Source organism: Agromyces cavernae, assembly GCF_021044935.1.
GTDB lineage: Bacteria > Actinomycetota > Actinomycetes > Actinomycetales > Microbacteriaceae > Agromyces > Agromyces cavernae.
On the sequence record NZ_JAJNMP010000006.1, the window covers coordinates 13,725 to 31,167 of the forward strand.

Annotated in this window: 16 protein-coding genes; 9 read left to right on the plus strand and 7 right to left on the minus strand. The window is 64.7% G+C overall.

Features of this window, described 5'->3' with window-relative positions:
• Window positions 1-330 (minus strand): hypothetical protein, encoded by a 330-nt coding sequence (locus LQ757_RS18820; protein ID WP_231048825.1) that lies wholly within the window; start codon window positions 328-330, stop codon window positions 1-3.
• A 383-nt stretch (window positions 331-713) separates the two neighbouring features.
• On the opposite strand from LQ757_RS18820, the gene LQ757_RS18825 reads away from it, so the two are divergent.
• From LQ757_RS18825 to LQ757_RS18835, 3 genes are all read left to right on the plus strand, one after another.
• Entirely contained in the window at window positions 714-2,165 is a 1,452-nt protein-coding gene (locus tag LQ757_RS18825; RefSeq protein ID WP_231048826.1) for a ParB/RepB/Spo0J family partition protein, read from the plus strand.
• Window positions 2,166-2,573: 408 nt separating this feature from the next.
• A complete protein-coding gene (locus LQ757_RS18830) occupies window positions 2,574-3,677 on the plus strand; it encodes a coiled-coil domain-containing protein (RefSeq protein WP_231048827.1) in 1,104 nt (367 codons plus the stop codon).
• A gap of 146 nt (window positions 3,678-3,823) precedes the next feature.
• On the plus strand, window positions 3,824-4,870 hold the full coding sequence (locus LQ757_RS18835) for a PDDEXK nuclease domain-containing protein (RefSeq protein ID WP_231048828.1): 1,047 nt from the start codon (window positions 3,824-3,826) through the stop codon (window positions 4,868-4,870).
• A 66-nt stretch (window positions 4,871-4,936) separates the two neighbouring features.
• Here the strand turns inward: LQ757_RS18835 and LQ757_RS18840 are convergent, their stop codons facing one another.
• A complete protein-coding gene (locus LQ757_RS18840) occupies window positions 4,937-5,134 on the minus strand; it encodes a hypothetical protein (RefSeq protein ID WP_231048829.1) in 198 nt (65 codons plus the stop codon).
• Between the two features lie 343 nt (window positions 5,135-5,477).
• Here LQ757_RS18840 and LQ757_RS18845 point away from each other — a divergent pair, with 343 nt between their 5' ends.
• The 4 genes from LQ757_RS18845 to LQ757_RS19495 all read left to right on the plus strand — a co-directional run bounded on the left by LQ757_RS18845 (window position 5,478) and on the right by LQ757_RS19495 (window position 9,942).
• A complete protein-coding gene (locus LQ757_RS18845; protein WP_231048830.1) occupies window positions 5,478-7,478 on the plus strand; it encodes an HsdM family class I SAM-dependent methyltransferase in 2,001 nt (666 codons plus the stop codon).
• On the plus strand, window positions 7,475-8,566 hold the full coding sequence (locus tag LQ757_RS18850) for a restriction endonuclease subunit S (RefSeq protein ID WP_231048831.1): 1,092 nt from the start codon (window positions 7,475-7,477) through the stop codon (window positions 8,564-8,566). The genes LQ757_RS18845 and LQ757_RS18850 overlap by 4 nt, the downstream gene beginning before the upstream one ends.
• A complete protein-coding gene (locus LQ757_RS18855; RefSeq protein ID WP_231048832.1) occupies window positions 8,563-8,853 on the plus strand; it encodes a helix-turn-helix transcriptional regulator in 291 nt (96 codons plus the stop codon). The genes LQ757_RS18850 and LQ757_RS18855 overlap by 4 nt, the downstream gene beginning before the upstream one ends.
• A gap of 156 nt (window positions 8,854-9,009) precedes the next feature.
• Window positions 9,010-9,942: a GIY-YIG nuclease family protein gene (locus LQ757_RS19495; protein WP_231048833.1), complete on the plus strand. Its 933-nt coding sequence runs from the start codon at window positions 9,010-9,012 to the stop codon at window positions 9,940-9,942.
• Between the two features lie 242 nt (window positions 9,943-10,184).
• On the opposite strand, the gene LQ757_RS18865 is transcribed toward LQ757_RS19495, so the two are convergent.
• The 4 genes from LQ757_RS18865 to gad all read right to left on the minus strand — a co-directional run bounded on the left by LQ757_RS18865 (window position 10,185) and on the right by gad (window position 15,592).
• Window positions 10,185-10,793, minus strand: a complete 609-nt coding sequence (locus tag LQ757_RS18865; protein WP_231048834.1) for a recombinase family protein — start codon at window positions 10,791-10,793, stop codon at window positions 10,185-10,187.
• Window positions 10,794-11,158: 365 nt separating this feature from the next.
• Window positions 11,159-12,511 carry a hypothetical protein gene (locus LQ757_RS18870; RefSeq protein ID WP_231048835.1) on the minus strand — a complete coding sequence of 451 codons (1,353 nt, stop codon included), beginning with the start codon at window positions 12,509-12,511 and terminating at the stop codon, window positions 11,159-11,161.
• 426 nt (window positions 12,512-12,937) lie between these two features.
• Entirely contained in the window at window positions 12,938-13,687 is a 750-nt protein-coding gene (locus LQ757_RS18875) for a YhjD/YihY/BrkB family envelope integrity protein (protein WP_231048836.1), read from the minus strand.
• 498 nt (window positions 13,688-14,185) lie between these two features.
• Window positions 14,186-15,592: a glutamate decarboxylase gene (gad, locus tag LQ757_RS18880; protein ID WP_231048837.1), complete on the minus strand. Its 1,407-nt coding sequence runs from the start codon at window positions 15,590-15,592 to the stop codon at window positions 14,186-14,188.
• A 371-nt stretch (window positions 15,593-15,963) separates the two neighbouring features.
• Between gad and LQ757_RS18885 the strand changes: the two genes are divergently transcribed.
• Window positions 15,964-16,239, plus strand: coding sequence for a hypothetical protein (locus LQ757_RS18885; RefSeq protein WP_231048838.1), 276 nt, complete (start codon window positions 15,964-15,966; stop codon window positions 16,237-16,239).
• 84 nt (window positions 16,240-16,323) lie between these two features.
• Window positions 16,324-16,752 (plus strand): nuclear transport factor 2 family protein, encoded by a 429-nt coding sequence (locus tag LQ757_RS18890; protein ID WP_231048839.1) that lies wholly within the window; start codon window positions 16,324-16,326, stop codon window positions 16,750-16,752.
• A gap of 139 nt (window positions 16,753-16,891) precedes the next feature.
• On the opposite strand, the gene LQ757_RS18895 is transcribed toward LQ757_RS18890, so the two are convergent.
• Complete coding sequence (locus LQ757_RS18895; RefSeq protein ID WP_231048840.1) at window positions 16,892-17,392, minus strand: DUF4265 domain-containing protein; 501 nt, start codon at window positions 17,390-17,392, stop codon at window positions 16,892-16,894.
• Window positions 17,393-17,443: the final 51 nt, after the last annotated feature.

Sequence of the window (17,443 nt, forward strand, 5' to 3'; positions counted from 1 at the left end):
TCAGCTGCGCGGTTCGCCGGGTTGCACCCGGCGCACCGCCCCGGCCCACACCCAGGTGCGACGCCGACGCCCGTCGCGCAGCTCAAACTCGAGCAGGACCGCACGGGCGGTCCAAGCGATCGCCCTCGCGCGAACCTCGACGGCCGTCTCCGGAAATCGCACCCAGGCGTCGACCTCGACGGGCTCGGGCGCCGGGTTCACGCGGAACAACTCCGCGGCGCTCGGCGCCCCGACCTCCTGATAAGTCAGCGAGATCGGCTCGGGGCGCAGCGTCACGTCGAGGATCGCGAGATCCGTGACGTCCGAGCCGTATCGCTTGTTCTGCCCCACAAAATCGAAGATACGTTCGAATCTTACGAGCGGCAACTCGTCGGCACAGAGATGGCTCGGACACACGACGGGGGAGCGGTCAGGAACGGCGATGCTGCGGCTGGCGCCGCAGGGCGACCTTCGGCCGCGGCCAGCCTCCGGCCGGCGACGAGGCCGCTCCGCGGCCGCGTTTTTTCCGCTTTTTGCCCTGTCTGGCAGATAACCGTAGTTCGCTCCGTCGGCTCCGTTCCCCTCCAGTCGCTATTTGCAGACTCCGCCCTCCGCTGCGCTCCGGGCTCCGCTTAGCAACCGCTCCCTACGGGGCACTGCGCCGCCTCCACTCACTATCGATTCTCTTTGCCAGCCAGGCCAAAAAAACGGTTGGCGGAGATTAGGAGCAGACAATGGACACCGAGACCATCGCACGTACCGCTGGGGTTCTGGAGCACATCGACCCGAACAGCATCGTCATCGAGACGAACGTTCGACCCAGCGCACCCCTGACGCCCGAGTTCATCGCGAGCATCCGGTACCACGGCGTGCTCGTCCCGACGCTCGGCTACCGCGACGAGCAGGGCCGAGTCGTCGTGCGAGCGGGCCAGCGCCGCACGCTTGGCGCTCGTGAAGCGGGCATCGCGACGATGCCGATCGTTCTCGTCGACGGCGACGAGGACACCGTGCGCCGCATCATCGAGCAACTCATCGAGAACGAGCAGCGCGAGGCCCTGACCGACGTCGAGCGTGCGGCCGCGTGGCAGCAACTCTCGTTCGAGGGTCTCAGCGTCACCGCCATCGCCAAGCGCACCGGCACCAAGAACGACCGCATCAAGGCTGGCCTCGCCGTCGCCGGGAGCCAGACCGCGACGGCGGCCGTCGCCGAGTTCCAGATGAACCTCGAGCACGCCGCGGCACTTGTCGAGTTCGAGGACGACGAGCAGGCGACCGCGAAACTGGTCGAGATCGCAACCACCCGGCCCTCGCAGTTCGACCACGAGGTGCAGCGGCAGCGTGACCAGCGCGAACTCAACGCCGAGCTTGCGCCGGTTCAGGCGAACCTCGCCGAACAGGGCTTCATCGTCCGCACCGCGCAGCCCGGATGGGGCGAGAGCGTCGTCGCAGTCGGAAACCTCGCGACCGCCGAAGGCGAAGAGATCACGATCGAGCACCTGACGGGTCAGGAGGGCGTGGAAGCCCTCGTCTCGAAGCACTGGCGCACCGGGGAGATCGTCGTGCAGTACTACGTCACCGACCCCAAGGCACTCGGCTTCAAGCAGCGTGACGCCCGCGGAGAGGCGCGCACGCCGATGACCGACGAGGACAAGGCCGAGCGGCGCGAACTGATCGCGAACAACAAGGCCTGGGCGCCTGCCGAAGTGGTGAGGCGGGCATGGCTGACCGAGTTCCTGAGCCGCAAGACCCTCCCCGCGGACGCCGCGGCCTTCATCGCGACCGGCCTCTCGCAGTTCCGGTTCGACGTCTCCCGCGCAGGCAACAACGGCAACGTGCTCGCGCACGAACTGCTCGGCGTCGAGCGCCCCGAGGGCTACTTCGTCGAAGGACTTGCAGCCTTCGTCGAATCCCGCCCGACCAAGGCGCAGCACGTCAGCCTCGGCATCGTGCTCGCCGCCATCGAAGACCAGACCAGCCGCGAAACGTGGCGTCGCCCCAGCCACAATTCGTACACGTACTTCGCCCGCCTCGCGGAGTGGGGATACGCCCTCTCCGACGTCGAACAGCTGGTCATCGACCGCCACCTCGACCAGAAGGCGCAGCGCGAGGCAGAAGCCGCCGAACGCGCCGCCGCTTCGACTGCGGGCGAGGGCTTCGACGACGAGGAATTCGGCGACGACGAGTAGTCAGACCGGGGGCCGGTCATTCGGCCCGGTCACGGCCGACACAACGCCCGACCAACAGCGCTTCGCAGCCCGCCGAGGTGCCTGCAGAGGCGGACCGGCCGGCCGGCCGGAAGCGCCGGCCGGTCACGGAGGATGAGCGCGCCACGATCCTCCAGCTGTCCGAGAGCCCTGTCGGAGCGCGAGATCTCCCGGCGCATGAAGCGCTCACGCGACACCGTGCATCGCGTCCTCGAGGACGCCACCACCGACGGGCCGACCACCGAATCGGCCACCGGCGTCGACCGGCCGGCCGGGCGAGAGTCGGGTCTGGCCGCTTACCGCCTAAACAGCACCCAAGACTGGCCCCCTCTTTCGTTACGTTACATCTTTAGTCTTTCGTTACGTTACGTTATGAGGTAGAGTGACGATATGAGCGAGCAGCAGACGGAAGAGCGCACGTGCCGGTTTCCCGGGTGCCGTCGGCCGGCGATGCCGGCCGAGGCCGAGACGGGCCGGCCACCGGAGTACTGCGACGACCCCAAGCACAACCGCGCGGCCGCCTGGCGGGCACGGCAGCGCCTCGCCGCCGGCGACGGCGACTCCGCCGTCGAGGCGCGGCCGGTAGACGCGGCGCGACAGCGGGCGAGCGAGATCACCGGTCAGGTAGCCGGGATGATCGAGCACCTCGGCCAACAGCTCACCACCCTCGTCGGGGAGTTGCGCACCGTCAGCGACCCTGAGGCCGTCGAGGCGCAGATCGAGTCCATGTCCACCGAAGCCGCCGAGAAGGTCGCCGCAGCCAACGCCCGCGCCGCCCGCGCCGAGCAGGCGCAACGCCGCGCCGAAGCAGAGAAGGACGAGGCCGACGCCGCGGCGACCGAAGCCACCCGTCAGGTCGAAGACCTAACGGAGGACCTCGACACCGCCAGAGGCGAGCTGACCGAGGCTCGGGCAGCGGGGGAGCGGCTCGCAGACGAGCTCGCCGCGGTCCGTGCGGACGCCGAGAGCGCTCAGGCTCAAGCTCAGGCCGAAGCCGGCCAGTTGCGCGCCGAGCTCGAGGCGGTCGGGGCCCAGCTCGCCCGCACCGAGCAGGAACGCGATGCCACGGCGCAGCGCGCCGAGGTCGCGGAGCGCGACCGGCTCGACGCCGAGCAGCGCGCCGCCGCGGCCGAGAGCCGCGCAAACGCCGAGACGGCGCGTGCCGAGCGTGCTGAGGCCGGCACCATCGAGGTGCGCGACCAGCTCGACACCGCCAGGGCCGAAGCCGAACGGACCCGCGAGACAGCTGCCGAGCTGCGCGGCGACCTCGCCACCGTCACCGCCGAGCGCGACGCTGCCCGCAGCGACGTCGAGCGCGAACGCGGCCACGGCGAGCAGCGGGTGCACGACCTGCGCGCGACCTACGACCGTCAGATCGACCAGCTGCGCGACGAGCTCAGCCAGGTCCGGGATGAATCGGCCGGAACCCGCCGCGCCGCCGGCAAGGGGCCTCGCAGCCCGAGAGGCGCAACACAGGAGCCACCCACTGAGTGACGGGCAGCACGCCCGCGTGCGCGTCATCGGATGAAGCGCTGCGGCACGAGCGAGAGTGAAGTGAGATGACCGTGCTCAGGCTTGATGGTCCGAGTCGGCCTTCCCGCTCGGCGGGATCAGGGAGATTAGGTGGGAAGCTGGGGCTCATGACGGATCTGGAACCGACCGACTATGCCGCGACGCTCGAGGAGATCAAGCGCCGCGTGCACGAGGCACGGTATCGGGTTCAGCGGCAGGCGAACAACGAGATGCTGCACCTGTGGTGGAGTATCGGTCGGACCATCATCGACCGGCAGGCGCAGGAGGCGTGGGGGACCGGCGTGCTGGCCCGGCTCGCCGCCGATCTCCGCGCTGAGTTCCCCACGATGAAGGGATTCTCCCCGGCGAATCTCCGCTACATGCGCCGGTTCGCGATCGCCTGGCCGGATGAGACCGCAATTCGCCAACAGGCTGTTGGCGAATTGCCGTGGAGCCACGTCATCCAGCTGCTCGACAAGCTCGAAGATCAGACCCTGCGCGATTGGTACGCAAGGAAGGACGCCCAGCATCAGTGGGCGCGTGCGATGCTCATCCATCAGATCGTGACGCGCCTGCACGAGCGCGAAGGGGTGGCATCCTCCAACTTCCGCGTCGCGCTCGAGCAGCGAGACTCCGAACTCGCACAGCAGATCACCCGGGATCCCTACGTTCTCGACTTCCTAGCTGTGGACAGCGACGCGGCCGAGCGTGATCTTGAGGGGCGGCTCGTCGAGCGGATCATCGAAACGTTGCGAGAGCTTGGCCCAGGTTTCGCGTTCGTCGGCCGACAGGTGCACTTCGAGGTCGACGGCGACGACTTCTACCTGGACCTGCTGTTCTTCCATGTCGAGCAGCTCCGCTACGTCGTCATCGAGCTCAAGACGACCAAGTTCGACCCGCGCGACGCCGGTCAGCTCGGCTTCTACGTCGCGCTTGTGGACGACCGGCTGCGAATCCCCGACAAGCACCAGCCCACGGTAGGGATGCTGCTGGTGGCCGAGAAGAACGAAACCGTCGTCCGCTACGCGCTTGCCGGCACCGCACAGCCGGTCGCCGTCTCGAGGTACGACCTGACAGCATCCGCCCAAGCAGCTCTACCCGCCGAAGAGACACTCACCCGTGTGGCGCTTGAGGTCGCAGCCGACACCGTCGAAGAGGATGCCACCGCGCAATAGCCGCACACTGAGCACCGCCCGTAGTCCGATCCTCATGCGCTCGGCCGCCGGCCTCCCGCGCGGTGATCAGACGACGGTCGCAGTCCTCCGCCGCTCGCGCGCCCCGCGGTGCAGCGTGATCGGGGTGCCGTCGAGCGTCCGATTCACCAGAGCAGCGAGGAACACGCTCGAGTGAAGTCGCGCATCGACGGTGTCACCCTCTATCACCCGTACGATCGGAAGCTCGGCCAGAAGCTGGTCGACTTCCTCGGCCGGAACGATCACGACGCTTCCTCCGCGGCCTCGTCGACGCCGGCCGCCTCGATCATCTCGTCGGCGGCGAGTTCGGCGCCGTAGTCGATGAGCAGCAAGCAGGTCGCGTGGTACGCGTCCTCCTCTTCGCCGAGCTTGCCGATCAGGTCGACCAGCCAGTCGAACGTGTCCGGCTCGGTCGTGAGGATGTTCTAGCGCACGCCCCATGAGGAACCCGCTCGGGGTCACCAAGACAGTGGCATTCACTTACGGCGGCGGCGGTGCCCGCGCCGTCCGCTGGACAGTTCCACGCGCAGCGCGCGGATATGTGAATTAATTGATACAAGTCCGAAGTTGAAATGAGGTCCCGACCACCGTGGGCAACGAAAGATCCACCGACCAGTTCGTCCGCGACATGCTGCGGGAGATCGGGTTCACCCGACCCTGGGAGCAGAGCTGCGCCGATGCGCCTGCCTACATCTACGACGCACTCGACGGTGCCTCGAAATCCAACGGTACAGGTCGCGGCAAACCCGAGTTCGTCATCGAGTCTGGTGACTTCCTAGTCGTCATCGAGGACAAGGGAAGGTACGAGGACTCCGTCTCGCTTGACGACGAGGGTCAGATCGATACAACGTACCCTGCCCGGGCGAATTACGCCCTCAACGGCGCGGTGCACTACGCGCTCGTGTTCGCGCAGCGCACGGGTAAGAAGGTCTTTGCGATCGGTGTCGCCGGGACCGAGAGTCACTACGACATGTCCGTCGCGTTCGTCGAGACCGGCGCCGCGCCGAAGCAGCTCGAGAGTCTCGAGACGCTCACGACGTTCGCACCCGAGAGCATCGACGAGTACTACCGCGTCGCGGTGCGCGGTGAGCTCCCACAAGAGGAGCGTGACGTTCGGGAGATCCGCAAGGTCGCTGCGATCCTTCACGAAGGTATGCGAAACCACGCTTCTCTGGAGAACGAGAACAAGGCGACGCTCGTCTCTGCCATTCTGCTCGCGCTCAAGTACCGCCCCGAGCTGCTGAACGACCTCACTGGCGACCAGCGAAATGGCTACAAGGATGGCGAGAAGGTCTACAACGCGGCCAAGGAGTACCTGGAGAGCGACGAAGCCGATCTCGGCCCGAAGCAGAAGATCGGCATCATGCTCGACCGCTTCTCCTTCATCAAACGGCACGTGCTGCTCAACCGAAAGAACAAGGACCTCGGCAAGACCCCCCTGCGCCACTTCACCGAGATCCTCGACCACGACGTCTTCGAAGTCGTGTCAGACCCCTCATACACGGCCTTCGATGTGCTAGGCAACTTCTACGGCGAGTTCGTCAAGTACGGCGGCTCTGACGGCAACTCGCTCGGGATCGTGCTCACACCCCACCACATCACCGATCTCATGGCAGAGCTGATCGACGTCAATGGCGACGACGTCGTTCTCGACCCCACCGCCGGGTCGGGGGCATTCCTCATCGCGGCCATGCGTCGGATGTTCGATGACGCGATCGCACGTTACGGCCACGAAGAGAAGCTGCTCACCGAGAAGCTCGACGAGATTAAGAGGTTCCGCCTCCACGGCGTGGAGCTCCAGGACAAGCTGTTCGCCGTTGGTACGACGAACATGATCCTGCGCGGAGACGGCAAGGCGAACTTCCAACGCCACAACTTCTTCGACGTCACCCACGAGGACTTCTTCCCATACAACCCCGAGCGTCCCGGCAAGCTCGAGGGCTTCACGAAGGTCCTCATGAACCCGCCCTACTCGCAGTCGAAGGGCAAGGACACTCGCCACCTGTCGGAGCTGTCGTTCATCCACCATGCGCTCTCCCACCTCGAGGTGCGTGGTCGGCTCGCCGCGATCGCGCCGCAGTCGGCCATGGTCGGCAAGACGAAAGAGGACAAGGAACTCAAGGCACGGATCATGAAGGAGCACACGCTCGACGCGGTACTCACCATGAACCCCGACACGTTCCACGGCATTGGCACGCACGTCGTCGTGGTGCTCTTCACGGCAGGCGTGCCGCACCCGGCCACGAAGAAGACGGCATTCATCGACTTCAAAGATGACGGATACAAGGTCCGCCAGCACGTGGGCCTCGTCGATGACGGACGCGCGGCCGACCGCCGCAAGCACGTCCTCGAAGTCATCAAGGACGGCGTAGCCGACGACACGCACTTCATCGTGCGCTCTGAGGTCACGGCAACCGACGAGTGGCAGCACAGTTACTTCTACTTCAACGATCAGCCGGCGACGTACGAGGACTTCTACGCGACCGTGGCGGATTTCGTGACGTGGCAGGTCGACATGCACACGCACGGCCTCGGCGAACTTATTGCCCCTATCTCGGATGAAGACGAGCTGGGAGAGGTCACGGCATGAGCATCTACGGAGAACTCACGTTTGCGCCATTGCTCATCACCGACGTGTTTGAGTCGATGAAGGCCTCAAGCGCATGGTTCGATAAGGTGCACCTCAAGAATGGGGACCCCACAGTTCCGTACCTGAGTCAGACTCAGTCGGCCAACAGCATTGCAGCGATTGTCGCTGACCAAGACGTTGCTCCCGAACCCGGTAACTGCATCACTGTCACGCTCAAGACACAAGCGACGTTCTACCAGCCAGTGGCGTTCTATACTGCGCAGAATTTCCTCCTCTTCCGCCACGAGCGGCTCAACGAGCGGTCTGGAATCGTTCTCGTGACGATCATGCGGCGTGCTATGAACAAGTTCTCGTGGGGGTACGGCGTCTCCATGGCCCGGCTTCGAAAGACACGCATCATGGTTCCAGTCACGGTGGACACCACCGGTGAGCAAATCGTTGACTGGGACGGCATGGAGCGGCTGGGTGCCGAACTCATGGCCACAGCTGTCATGCGCACGCACAGCACTCGTACAACGGACGGCTTCGACGCCGACACGGATCTGCCCAATCTGAAGTTCGAGCCGATGTACGTCATCGACCTACCCGGACAGCAGAATGGGATCTTCCGAGCGCACAAGGGCAAGCGCCTCATCACAGCAGATCGCAAGCCAGGCCGCACACCGTTCATCGCTGGATCGAGGATCAACAACAGCATCGTGGACCTCGCGGACGTCCCGGCGTTGTTTCCTGCTGGTTGGATCACCCTCATCTACAACGGTGACGGGGGGACCGGTCATGCCAAGTACCAGCCGATGCCGTTCAATGCGTCCGACGATGTGACGGCGCTCGAACCAGTCTCGGACGCGGCGACAGCAGAAGCGCTCCTGATGATGGTCACGCTGCTCACGCAGCAATGCGTTCCCAAGTTCGGGTTCGGTTATAAGCTCACGCTTCACCGACTGAGCCGGCAGCGCATCATGGTGCCCGTCACGACGAATGAGCGCGACGAGCCGGTCGTGGACTGGGATGGCATGACGGAGTACGGCCGTGTTCTCCGTGCACGTGCCGAGAAGACCATCAAGCTCGAGCAGGCAGCGTCGCCATGAGCCGGCGGCTCAGTGAGGCACACGGCCTGGGTCAGGTCGTGCAATCGGCGCGACTGGCAAGCGGTTGGTCTCAGACAGAGCTTGCCGATGCAGCGGGGGTCTCCCGACCTTCTGTAGCTCGAGTCGAGCGAGGCGATGACGTGAACATGGCGACGATTGGCAAGATCGCTAACGCGCTCGGATTGACACTCGAACTGCGCGACCGGCCATCCATCGTCGGCTGCGCAGCTCCTCGTCGACGCGGGCCCTTGAGGCGCGACGGCAGCAGGCAGAATCCGAATGTCTGAGTTAGCGCCCACTGGGTTGCTTGGGCCCCCGTCCTTATCCCGTCGATGCTTATGGCACTAAACGGGAACGCGTTTGGCCGCATACGGTCGTGCGAGACTGCTGGAAGTCGAACGCGAACAAACGGAACCGACTTTCAGCGCCGCTCAGGGGGACACGTGGTCAACGGAAAGCAGATCCGCGTGTATCTAGTCGATGGAACGCCCGGTGGTCTTCTCACGGCTGAAATCATGAACTGGACCGGCCACGTAGTCGCAGCTCCGCGGTCAGACATAGCGGATTTGCTGTCGCGCGACGAGGTGCGTCGCACGGGCGTCTACATCCTGCTGGGCGATGATCCAGCGTCTCAGTCAGCCTCCGGCAAGGCCATCTACATCGGTGAAGGCGATGACATCGCCGTGCGGCTGCGTCAGCACGCCCGCGGTGAAGACGCCGGAGGTAAGGATTTCTGGGATCGAGTCGTCGTCCTGACTTCCAAGGACGCCAACCTGACTAAGGCTCACGCCCGGTACCTGGAGGCCCGCCTCATTGGCGCCGCTGCCGGGGCACGTCGTGCGATCCTGCTAAACGGGACTGCACCGCAGCCCATCCACCTGCCTGAGGCTGACATCTCCGACATGGAGTACTACCTCAGTCAGGTCCAGATCGTGCTTCCGGTGCTGGGTATCACCGAATTGCGGCCGACTCGTCCTCTAATCGCCCCAGTCATCGAATCTACGGAGGGCCGTGTGCTCGCCGAGCGAACATCTCCAACGTTTCGCTTCGAGGTTCCACGGTATGGAATTTCAGCACGGGCACAGGAGGTGGACGGAGAGTTCACAGTGCTCGAGGGGTCGATTGCACGAGCCGCCTGGGTGGGCACTCACCGACACCCGGGTTACCAACAACTCCACGAAAGCCTGCTGAGCGATGGCACTCTCCAGCAAGACAACGACGAACTTGCGCGGTTCACAAAGGACGTGGTCTTCTCTTCCCCTTCTGCTGCCGCTGCCGTTGTGTCCGGCCGTGCTGCGAATGGACGCACGTCATGGCTCGACACGATTACGGGCGTCAACTTTGGGGAGTGGCAAAACCGAGGGATCGGCGAGTAGCGTCCTCGTGCCGAGTTCGGGCGTAATGACGTAAGCCCGCGGCAGCACCGTCCGCAAACGACCGTTTTGAACACTGCCGGCGAAGCGTGTCATTCTCCGAAGTCACCTGCACAAGCTCCCGCGGAAGTACGGGGTCTGTGCAGACCACTTCGGACACGGGGGAGGTTCGAAGTGGTCTGCACGGATCTGCATTCTGACCCAGAGTCGCCTGCACAAACCGTCACGGACGCAGGCCGGGGGTTTCAGGCGTTCTGCTGCTTCTTAGCGGTCAGCGTCCGTGGTGGGCGGGGCGGCAGGTGCCGGTAGAGGCTGGAGCGAGTGATGCCTGTCTTCTTCACGATCTCGCTGATGGAGTGTCCCTCGTCGCGCAGGTGCGCCGCGTAGCCGAGTTTCGTCGGATCGACCACGCTGGGCCTGCCGATGCGTTTGCCCTTGCTCGCGGCCACCGCGCGCGCGTGGGCTGCGCGTTCGATCGCGTAGGTGCGTTCCATTTGTCCGAAGAGTGCGAGCATGACGACGGCCAGCTGTGACATGTGGTCGTCGGGGTTGGCCGAGTTTACTCGGATCGGATCGGCGAGGTTCCGCACTCCCACACCACGGTCGGCCAGGTCGTGGATGAGGTTCAGGGTGTCCCGGACCGTACGGCCCAGCCGATCGAGGGTGTGCACGACGATCACGTCGCCATTGCGGGCCTGGTCCAGGGCTTCGTGGAGTCCCGGCCGGTTTGTGGTGGACCCGGACTTCTTATCTACGTAGATGTGTTTGGCGGGGATGCCCTCGCGGCGGAGCGCGTCGATCTGCCGGTCGAGATCCTGTTTCGCGGTTGACACGCGGGCGTACCCAATATCCATCCGCCCACCGTATCGAAAGTCAGTTTCGCACGGCTGATTTGGGACAGTCCTTTTGGGAATAGTTATGGAACGAAATTCGGCGGCGTGTCGGCATCTCTCGAGGGGCCTGTCTCGGGTGTTCCAGTTCCAAGGTTGTGAGACACCAACGGTGTCGCATATGAGGCGCCTTGGGCGGGCAGGTTCACCGGGCGGGGTATACGGGCACCAGGATGATGAAGGTTGCGCGACGTGCCGATCAGGCGGCCGGCGGCCCGCTGGACGACCCCCACACGGGCACACGCAGGATTGCCTTGGCGACGGGCTGCTGACGATGACAGCGTGTTTCAGGACCAAGAGACGACGTCTTGGGTAGGAATCCCAATTGGTCACTGGGGCTTTAGGTACCAGGGGGTCGGACGATCCGCGACTGCCACAAGCTTGTGAAACCAGGCTTCGAGGCGGTTGTCGAGTTGTCGGAAGTACATGCGCAGAGCGCGTCGCTCGTCGGTGTCGAGGAGTAAGGCGATGCGCTCGTCATCCCGCAGCAGTCTGTCTTCGAGATCGGCTTCTGGCGAAGCGAATGTCAGTAGTTGCTCTGCGAGTAGTGATGCCAGATTTCCGAGCTGAATCACGGCGCGCCCGACGGGTACGCCAGGGTAGATCCTCGTGACAGCTTCAGTGATGTCGCCCCAGACGTCATCCTTCTCCGTGAGGAGCTGAACTGCCTCTTCAAGCAGGCAGCAGACCATTGCGTTCAGAGCAACAATCGATGACGCAGGTGCCAGAGCGTACTCTGCCAATTCGAGGTCACCTTCGTCAGCGGCAACTGACACGTACCACTCAGCGTCTCCTTCTTCGGCCCGCTCTTCGAGTCGCGCCTCCAGGTTCGGTGCAAGTTGCAGCCAAAAACCAGCATCTGATCCAGAGTCCTCTACGGCGCCACCGAAGATGCCGAGCGGCCTAAACGCGTCTCCTGCATCACGGATCAGTGTTGTGATGTCAACCGCCATAAAGAGGTCGTCGCGATTGTCGTCTACGTCGTCCAGTTCCTCGAGCGAAATAGAGTCGTCGACAAGGTCGTCCTCCATATCTCCCGGCTCGACCGACACGCTGCTGGCTACTTCGATCTCTTCCTCGTCTTCCTCGTCTTCCTCGTCTTCCTCGTCTTCCTCGTCTTCCTCGAGTACGAGTTTCCCTGTGACGAGCTCGGCGAACATCACCCTTTCGGCGACGTTCACGTACTCTGGATCGCCGAGCTGCTGGAACAGGTCGCGCGCTTCGCTGAGGTACGCCAGCGCGCCTTCGGCATCGCCGCGGCGCACCCGGTTCGAGCCAATGAGGTCTGCTGCGCCGGCGTGAAGGAGCGCGTTGCCGGTGAGTGTCGAGAACATGTATGTCACCGCGACGAGTGCGTCGGCCGCGTCGGGTTTCTGTGATGCCGTGAGCTGCGACGCGAGCATTGCGAGCTGTGTGATGGCTCGGTCAACGATCAGGCGAGCGGGTTCGGAGAGGGCGCCAATCTGGACCTCGAACTCGGCCTTTCCGCCGCCATTCGGGTCTGCAAATAGCCACCACTTCCGGGCACGCGGGACGATCAACGCCGCGTACGGCGGGATGACCGGCAGGCGGAAGAACGGGGTGCCGTTCGGGAACTTCGTGAATTCCCACGGCAGTCCGCCGACGGCGTCCGAGTACTCGATCATGCCGTGCGCTGCCTTGACCTCGCCGATGATGCCCAATTGGGCCCTCCGATCGTGTTGATCGAAGCGTACCGACGCAAGCATCTCAGCGGGAGAGTTGCCCGCCGGCCCAAGTCGGGGTACGAGGAAGGCGCACACGCGGCGCTCTCCGCACTCGGTCACGTCACTTCTTTTCGTGGTCGGGGTGGCGGGTTGCTCACCTGCCGGCACCCCACACGGATCGGTCCCGAGCCGTGTCACAAACGATCGGCTCGCGGGCGGTGACTAGGGAGCTGTAGGGGCTCGGCGATGCGGGTTGACCTCTCGGGACGAGCTCCAAGGGTGGGTGGTAGCACTTCTCGTTGCCACGTTATGCTTCAGGGCGCCGAGCTCGGCGGCGTCGGATTCTCGAACTCCTCGGCCATGGCCCGAAGCTGCGCCGGATCTCCCGCGGTGTGCTTCAGGGAAGCGCATCGGGTTTCGCTTCTACATCCCACCTGTTCGAGCATCGGCTGGGAACCTCGAAGCGGTGTGACGCCATGCTCGCCCCGAGTAGGTGAGATGCACGACTCGACCGACCGTCGCCGCGATGAGAAGAATGCAAGCCAGCACGAGCAGCCATCCGATATAGGTGAATGCCATGCCCAAAACGCCGAATCGCTGTGCCGAGTCTGCGAGTAGCGGTGGCAGGAACACTCTGCCGAACCTTCCGGCCACGGCGAACCCGATCCCCGCGAGAACGGAGCCGGGCAGCAACTCTCGAAGGCTGATCCGGCGATTGACGACGATCCACGAAGCGACCCACCACAGCGCGCCCCACAGCACGACCTCGGCGATGAACTCGATCACGGGCAGAGGTCCCTCATCGCGAATGATGATGCGCGTCGCGACGACCACCGCGATCCCGATGACGACCGCTGTAACCGCCGCGAGCCACCGCCAGGCGAACTTCAGGCTGACAGCGGGCGTGCGCCAGATCCTGCGAAGGCTCCGTTCCAGAGCCCGCGCGAACGAGGTCGCGGCGATGACGAGGAGGATCACGCCGATAACACCTGTCGCGCGTAGCTCCTGAGCGCCTCCCGGCAGCGACTTCTCCAGAGTCTCGGCCGTGGCCGCATCGAATCCCATGTGCTCCGCGAAGATCGCGGCCGTCCGGGGGTCGAGTCTGGACTGCAACGCGCCTACGACGATCAGGATCGGCAGGACCGACGTGAATGTGTGTGCGGCGAGGGTCATGCCGCGATCGATAAGGCCCAGGTCGGCCAGATCGCGGGCGACTCGCAACACGAATCGCCCGGCAGGTGACCGCGCACTGCTGCGGACAAGGCGACTCATGGTCCACCGAGCCATAGGCACCTCACGATCTGAGACGACGTCGCCCGATCCAGTCAGAGGCTAGCACCGCCACACACACCGGCCTCGCGGCAGCGGCTCAGAACTGCATCCTCCGGGACCGGACGTCCGGGCAACGCCAATACTGAGCGCAGCGTGCTAGGTGACTCCGACCAGCGGACCCTCACCAGATGCGGCTCCAACTCCGGCCGGGATCTCGACAGTTCGCCGCCATCGCAAAAGCGCACGACCGAAATCGTGAGGTCACCCGTGCTCGCCCTCGGTCGACGCCCGTGACCTTGGCCAGCATGAAGTCGCGAGCTTCAGGAAGACGAACTCTGACCCGGCACGGTGCCGACAATGCGGCGAGTCTGGCGCGGCATCCGTCATCTCTGCCGAGTCTCACTCACGACGTTGACCAGTGCGAGCCTTCTGGTGAGCGGCGAGCAGGGCCGGCGCCGTCCAGAGATCCGGTGTCGGACTCTTGCGGTCACCGGGCTTCTCGGCCGCGAGGTGCGTGCAGGCATCCTCGATATCGCGGAGCAGGATGTCGATCATCTGCCGGCTCAGGTCCAGGCGCACGACCACACGGAGCAGGTGTACGTCCTCGGCGTTCGGTGGAAGGCTGTACGCGGGCACGATCCAACCGTGCTCGCGCAGTCGCGCCGACAAGTGGTAGACGTCGAAACCGGGATCGCCCTTCAGCCGGAACGTCACCACCGGCTCGGCGAGACCCGGGTTGAGGATCTCGAACCAGCCGCTGGATTCGAGCCGCTCGTTCAGGTGACGGGCGTTGTCGAGCATATTCGCCACGATCGACTCATACCCGCGACGGCCCAGGCGCACGAAGTTGTACAGCTGGGCTTGGATCATCGCCGAGCCGCGAGAGAAGTTGAACGTGTACGTGGGCTGGGCACCGCCGAGGTAGTTGACGCTGAAGACGAGGTCTTCGGGCAGCATCGACCGGTCGCGCATGACCAACCACCCCACGCCGGGGTACACCAGCCCGTACTTGTGGCCGGACGCGTTGATCGACGCGACCTGCTCGAGCCGGAAGTCGAAGAGGAAGTCCGGGTGCGCGAACGGGGCAATGAATCCACCGCTGGCGCCATCGACGTGGATCGGGATGTCCCAGCCCTTGTCGGCCTTGATCTTGCGCAGCCGTTCGTTGATCTCGGGTATCGGGTCGGACTCACCGATATGGGTGGTGCCGAGCACGACACCGACGGCGATCGTGTTCTCGTCGACGTACTGCTCGACATCGTCGGCGCTGATCACGAATCGGTCGGGCCGCATCGGGATCTTTCGCATCTCGACATCGAAGTAGTTGGCGAACTTGTCCCACACGACGTGCGTTTCGGCTCCGAACACCACGTTCGGCCGGTCGGTCGGCAACCCGGCGTCACGGCGCCGATCCCGCCAGCGTCGCTTGTGCGCGAGCAGGCCGAGCATGATCGCCTCCGAGGAACCGATCGTGGCGACCCCGACCACTTCGGCAGAGTCGGGCGCGTGGAACAGGTGACCCAGCATGTGCACGCACGCCTCCTCGATGAGCGACGCGGCCGGGTACTCCTCGTGGTCGATGTGGTTCTTGCGCAGTGAGTCGTGGATCAGCTTCTCCGCCTGCGGCTCCATCCACGTGGTCACGAACGACGCGAGGTTCAGCGTTTCGCGTCCGTCGAGCATGAGCCCCGTGTGGATCAGCTCGTAGGTCTCATCGGGATCGAGCGAGTCCTCCGGGAACGTGAAGGGATCGATGTGCGTGCGAAAGGCAGCACCCCCATGTATCGGTTGTGTGGCATCGAACATCGACATCTCATCCTCGCTTCCCCATGAAACGCTCTGCTGCGGCGTCAGCGTAGCCACTCAGGTGCGTCGCCACCACACCCTGATCGCATGACATCGTCGTTCTGCAGCCGGAACGGCATGATCGGATGCCGCGATCAGTCGGTCTCGTCGCGGACGCGTGCGTCGGTAGCGCTCGAAGACCGCCCGCCCGCCGAACGGCCTGGTCGACAACCGATACGGTTGCCGCGCTCAAGGACGCCTACGAGCGCTCGGATGCACGAATTAGGGCCGTGAACGCAGGGATGGCACAAGCCCGCGCGCCATCACGAGCGTCGCGTTCATGGATCCTTGAGCGGGGCCGCGTTGGGGGTGTCGATCAGTAGGGTGGCGACGTGCAGCGAATGTCCGGAGCACTACTTGTCGCGCTCATCCTCTTGGGTGTTCTCGTCCTCTGTGGAGCCCTGCTGGTTGTCGTGTCGAGCCAAGCATCCGTGTCGTTCGGATGGTTCGCCTACCAGCCGCTGTCCGATTCGGTGTTCGTCCCGGGCAGCTTCGTCGTGCTGACGCAGCCTGCAGTCGTCGGCGCCGCCGTCACGGTCGTGGGCCTCATTGGATTGGGTGCTGTGGCGGGGTACGCGCTTGGCCGTCGCGGTCGCGTGGCCGAATAGGGGTCGGATTCATCCACGGGGTGGTGGGTCAGGCGCAGTTCGCCGTAGGACGCTTGTGAGCGGGGTCGGAGGAAGGGGAACGAGATGGCAGCAAACGGTATTGAGGTCATCCGGCAGATGGTCGAGCGGACCAACGCCCATGACCTCGAGGGTATGGCGGCGCTGATGCACCACGACTACCAGAGCGAGCAGCCCTTCCACCCGGCACGAGGTTTCGGCGGCCGGGCGCAGATGAAAGCGAACTGGGGCGCGATCTTCACCGGGGTCCCCGACTTGCGCGCCGAGGTCCTGGCGTCGGTGCAGGACGGGGACGTGGTGTGGAGCGAGTGGCACTGGTGGGGCACGACCGAGCAGGGTGAGCCGTTCGAGCTGCGCGCGATCACCCAGTTCACGGTGCGCGACGGGCTCGTCGTCAGCGGCCGACTCTTCGCCGAACTCGTCGAGCAGGGCGGCGCCGACATCAACGACGCTGTCGAGTCGTCGACTGGCCACCGCCCACAGCTCGAGGGATGAGCCGGGCTTCGCCGAGCCGCGTGGCTGCTCGGCCGGGCGTGCGTCGACGATTGCCGCTCGCATGCCGCCTCGTGAAGATCGGACCGGGATGAGGCGCTGAAGGACGGCGTCATGGGATCCGCTTGCGGATCCTCGGGCCTTACGCCGTCGCGTAGATCAAGACTCCTTCTGATTCCATGCGCTCGAGCGAGGGGATGATTTCATCGAGGGCCGAAGGCCACGAGATCCCAACGAGTCGTTCTGAGTAGATGTCGACGACACAACCAGCTTGAGCGAGGCTCTCCACAGGAAGGCGCCACGTGTCGCCCCCGTCCTCGAACCAGAGTCGAGCGCTGGTGTAGCCCCCGCGGCCGGCAATTGACGTGACTACCAACGCTCCCTCACCCGATCTGATCACGTCGACGCGGTCGCCGAACGCGACTCGCGCGAACAGGGCCGGCGAGGCGCAGAGACGGTAGACATCATGCTCGACCTGCGTCGCGTTCAGCGCCTCCCAGACGGCATAGTCGCGCGGCATGTCGGGGTCGGGTGGCAGGACGAACCACACCACCGACTCCGCCGCGGTTGCATCAGCAACGGGAACCAGCTGCGTTCCATCCCACACGCATGCCTTGGACGGGTGCTCCCGAAACTGATCCACGCGGACAAGGTAACAGCAGAGGGCAGGCCGCCAGCGGCCCCGGATCGCTTC

Coding starts and splice junctions, on each gene's coding strand:
- LQ757_RS18825 (WP_231048826.1), top strand. CDS start 714: ATGGACACCGAGACCATCGCACGTACCGCTGGGGTTCTGGAGCACATC.
- LQ757_RS18890 (WP_231048839.1), top strand. CDS start 16,324: ATGGCAGCAAACGGTATTGAGGTCATCCGGCAGATGGTCGAGCGGACC.
- gad (WP_231048837.1), bottom strand. CDS start 15,592: ATGTTCGATGCCACACAACCGATACATGGGGGTGCTGCCTTTCGCACG.
- LQ757_RS18855 (WP_231048832.1), top strand. CDS start 8,563: ATGAGCCGGCGGCTCAGTGAGGCACACGGCCTGGGTCAGGTCGTGCAA.
- LQ757_RS18865 (WP_231048834.1), bottom strand. CDS start 10,793: ATGGATATTGGGTACGCCCGCGTGTCAACCGCGAAACAGGATCTCGAC.
- LQ757_RS18830 (WP_231048827.1), top strand. CDS start 2,574: ATGAGCGAGCAGCAGACGGAAGAGCGCACGTGCCGGTTTCCCGGGTGC.
- LQ757_RS18850 (WP_231048831.1), top strand. CDS start 7,475: ATGAGCATCTACGGAGAACTCACGTTTGCGCCATTGCTCATCACCGAC.
- LQ757_RS18875 (WP_231048836.1), bottom strand. CDS start 13,687: ATGACCCTCGCCGCACACACATTCACGTCGGTCCTGCCGATCCTGATC.
- LQ757_RS18835 (WP_231048828.1), top strand. CDS start 3,824: ATGACGGATCTGGAACCGACCGACTATGCCGCGACGCTCGAGGAGATC.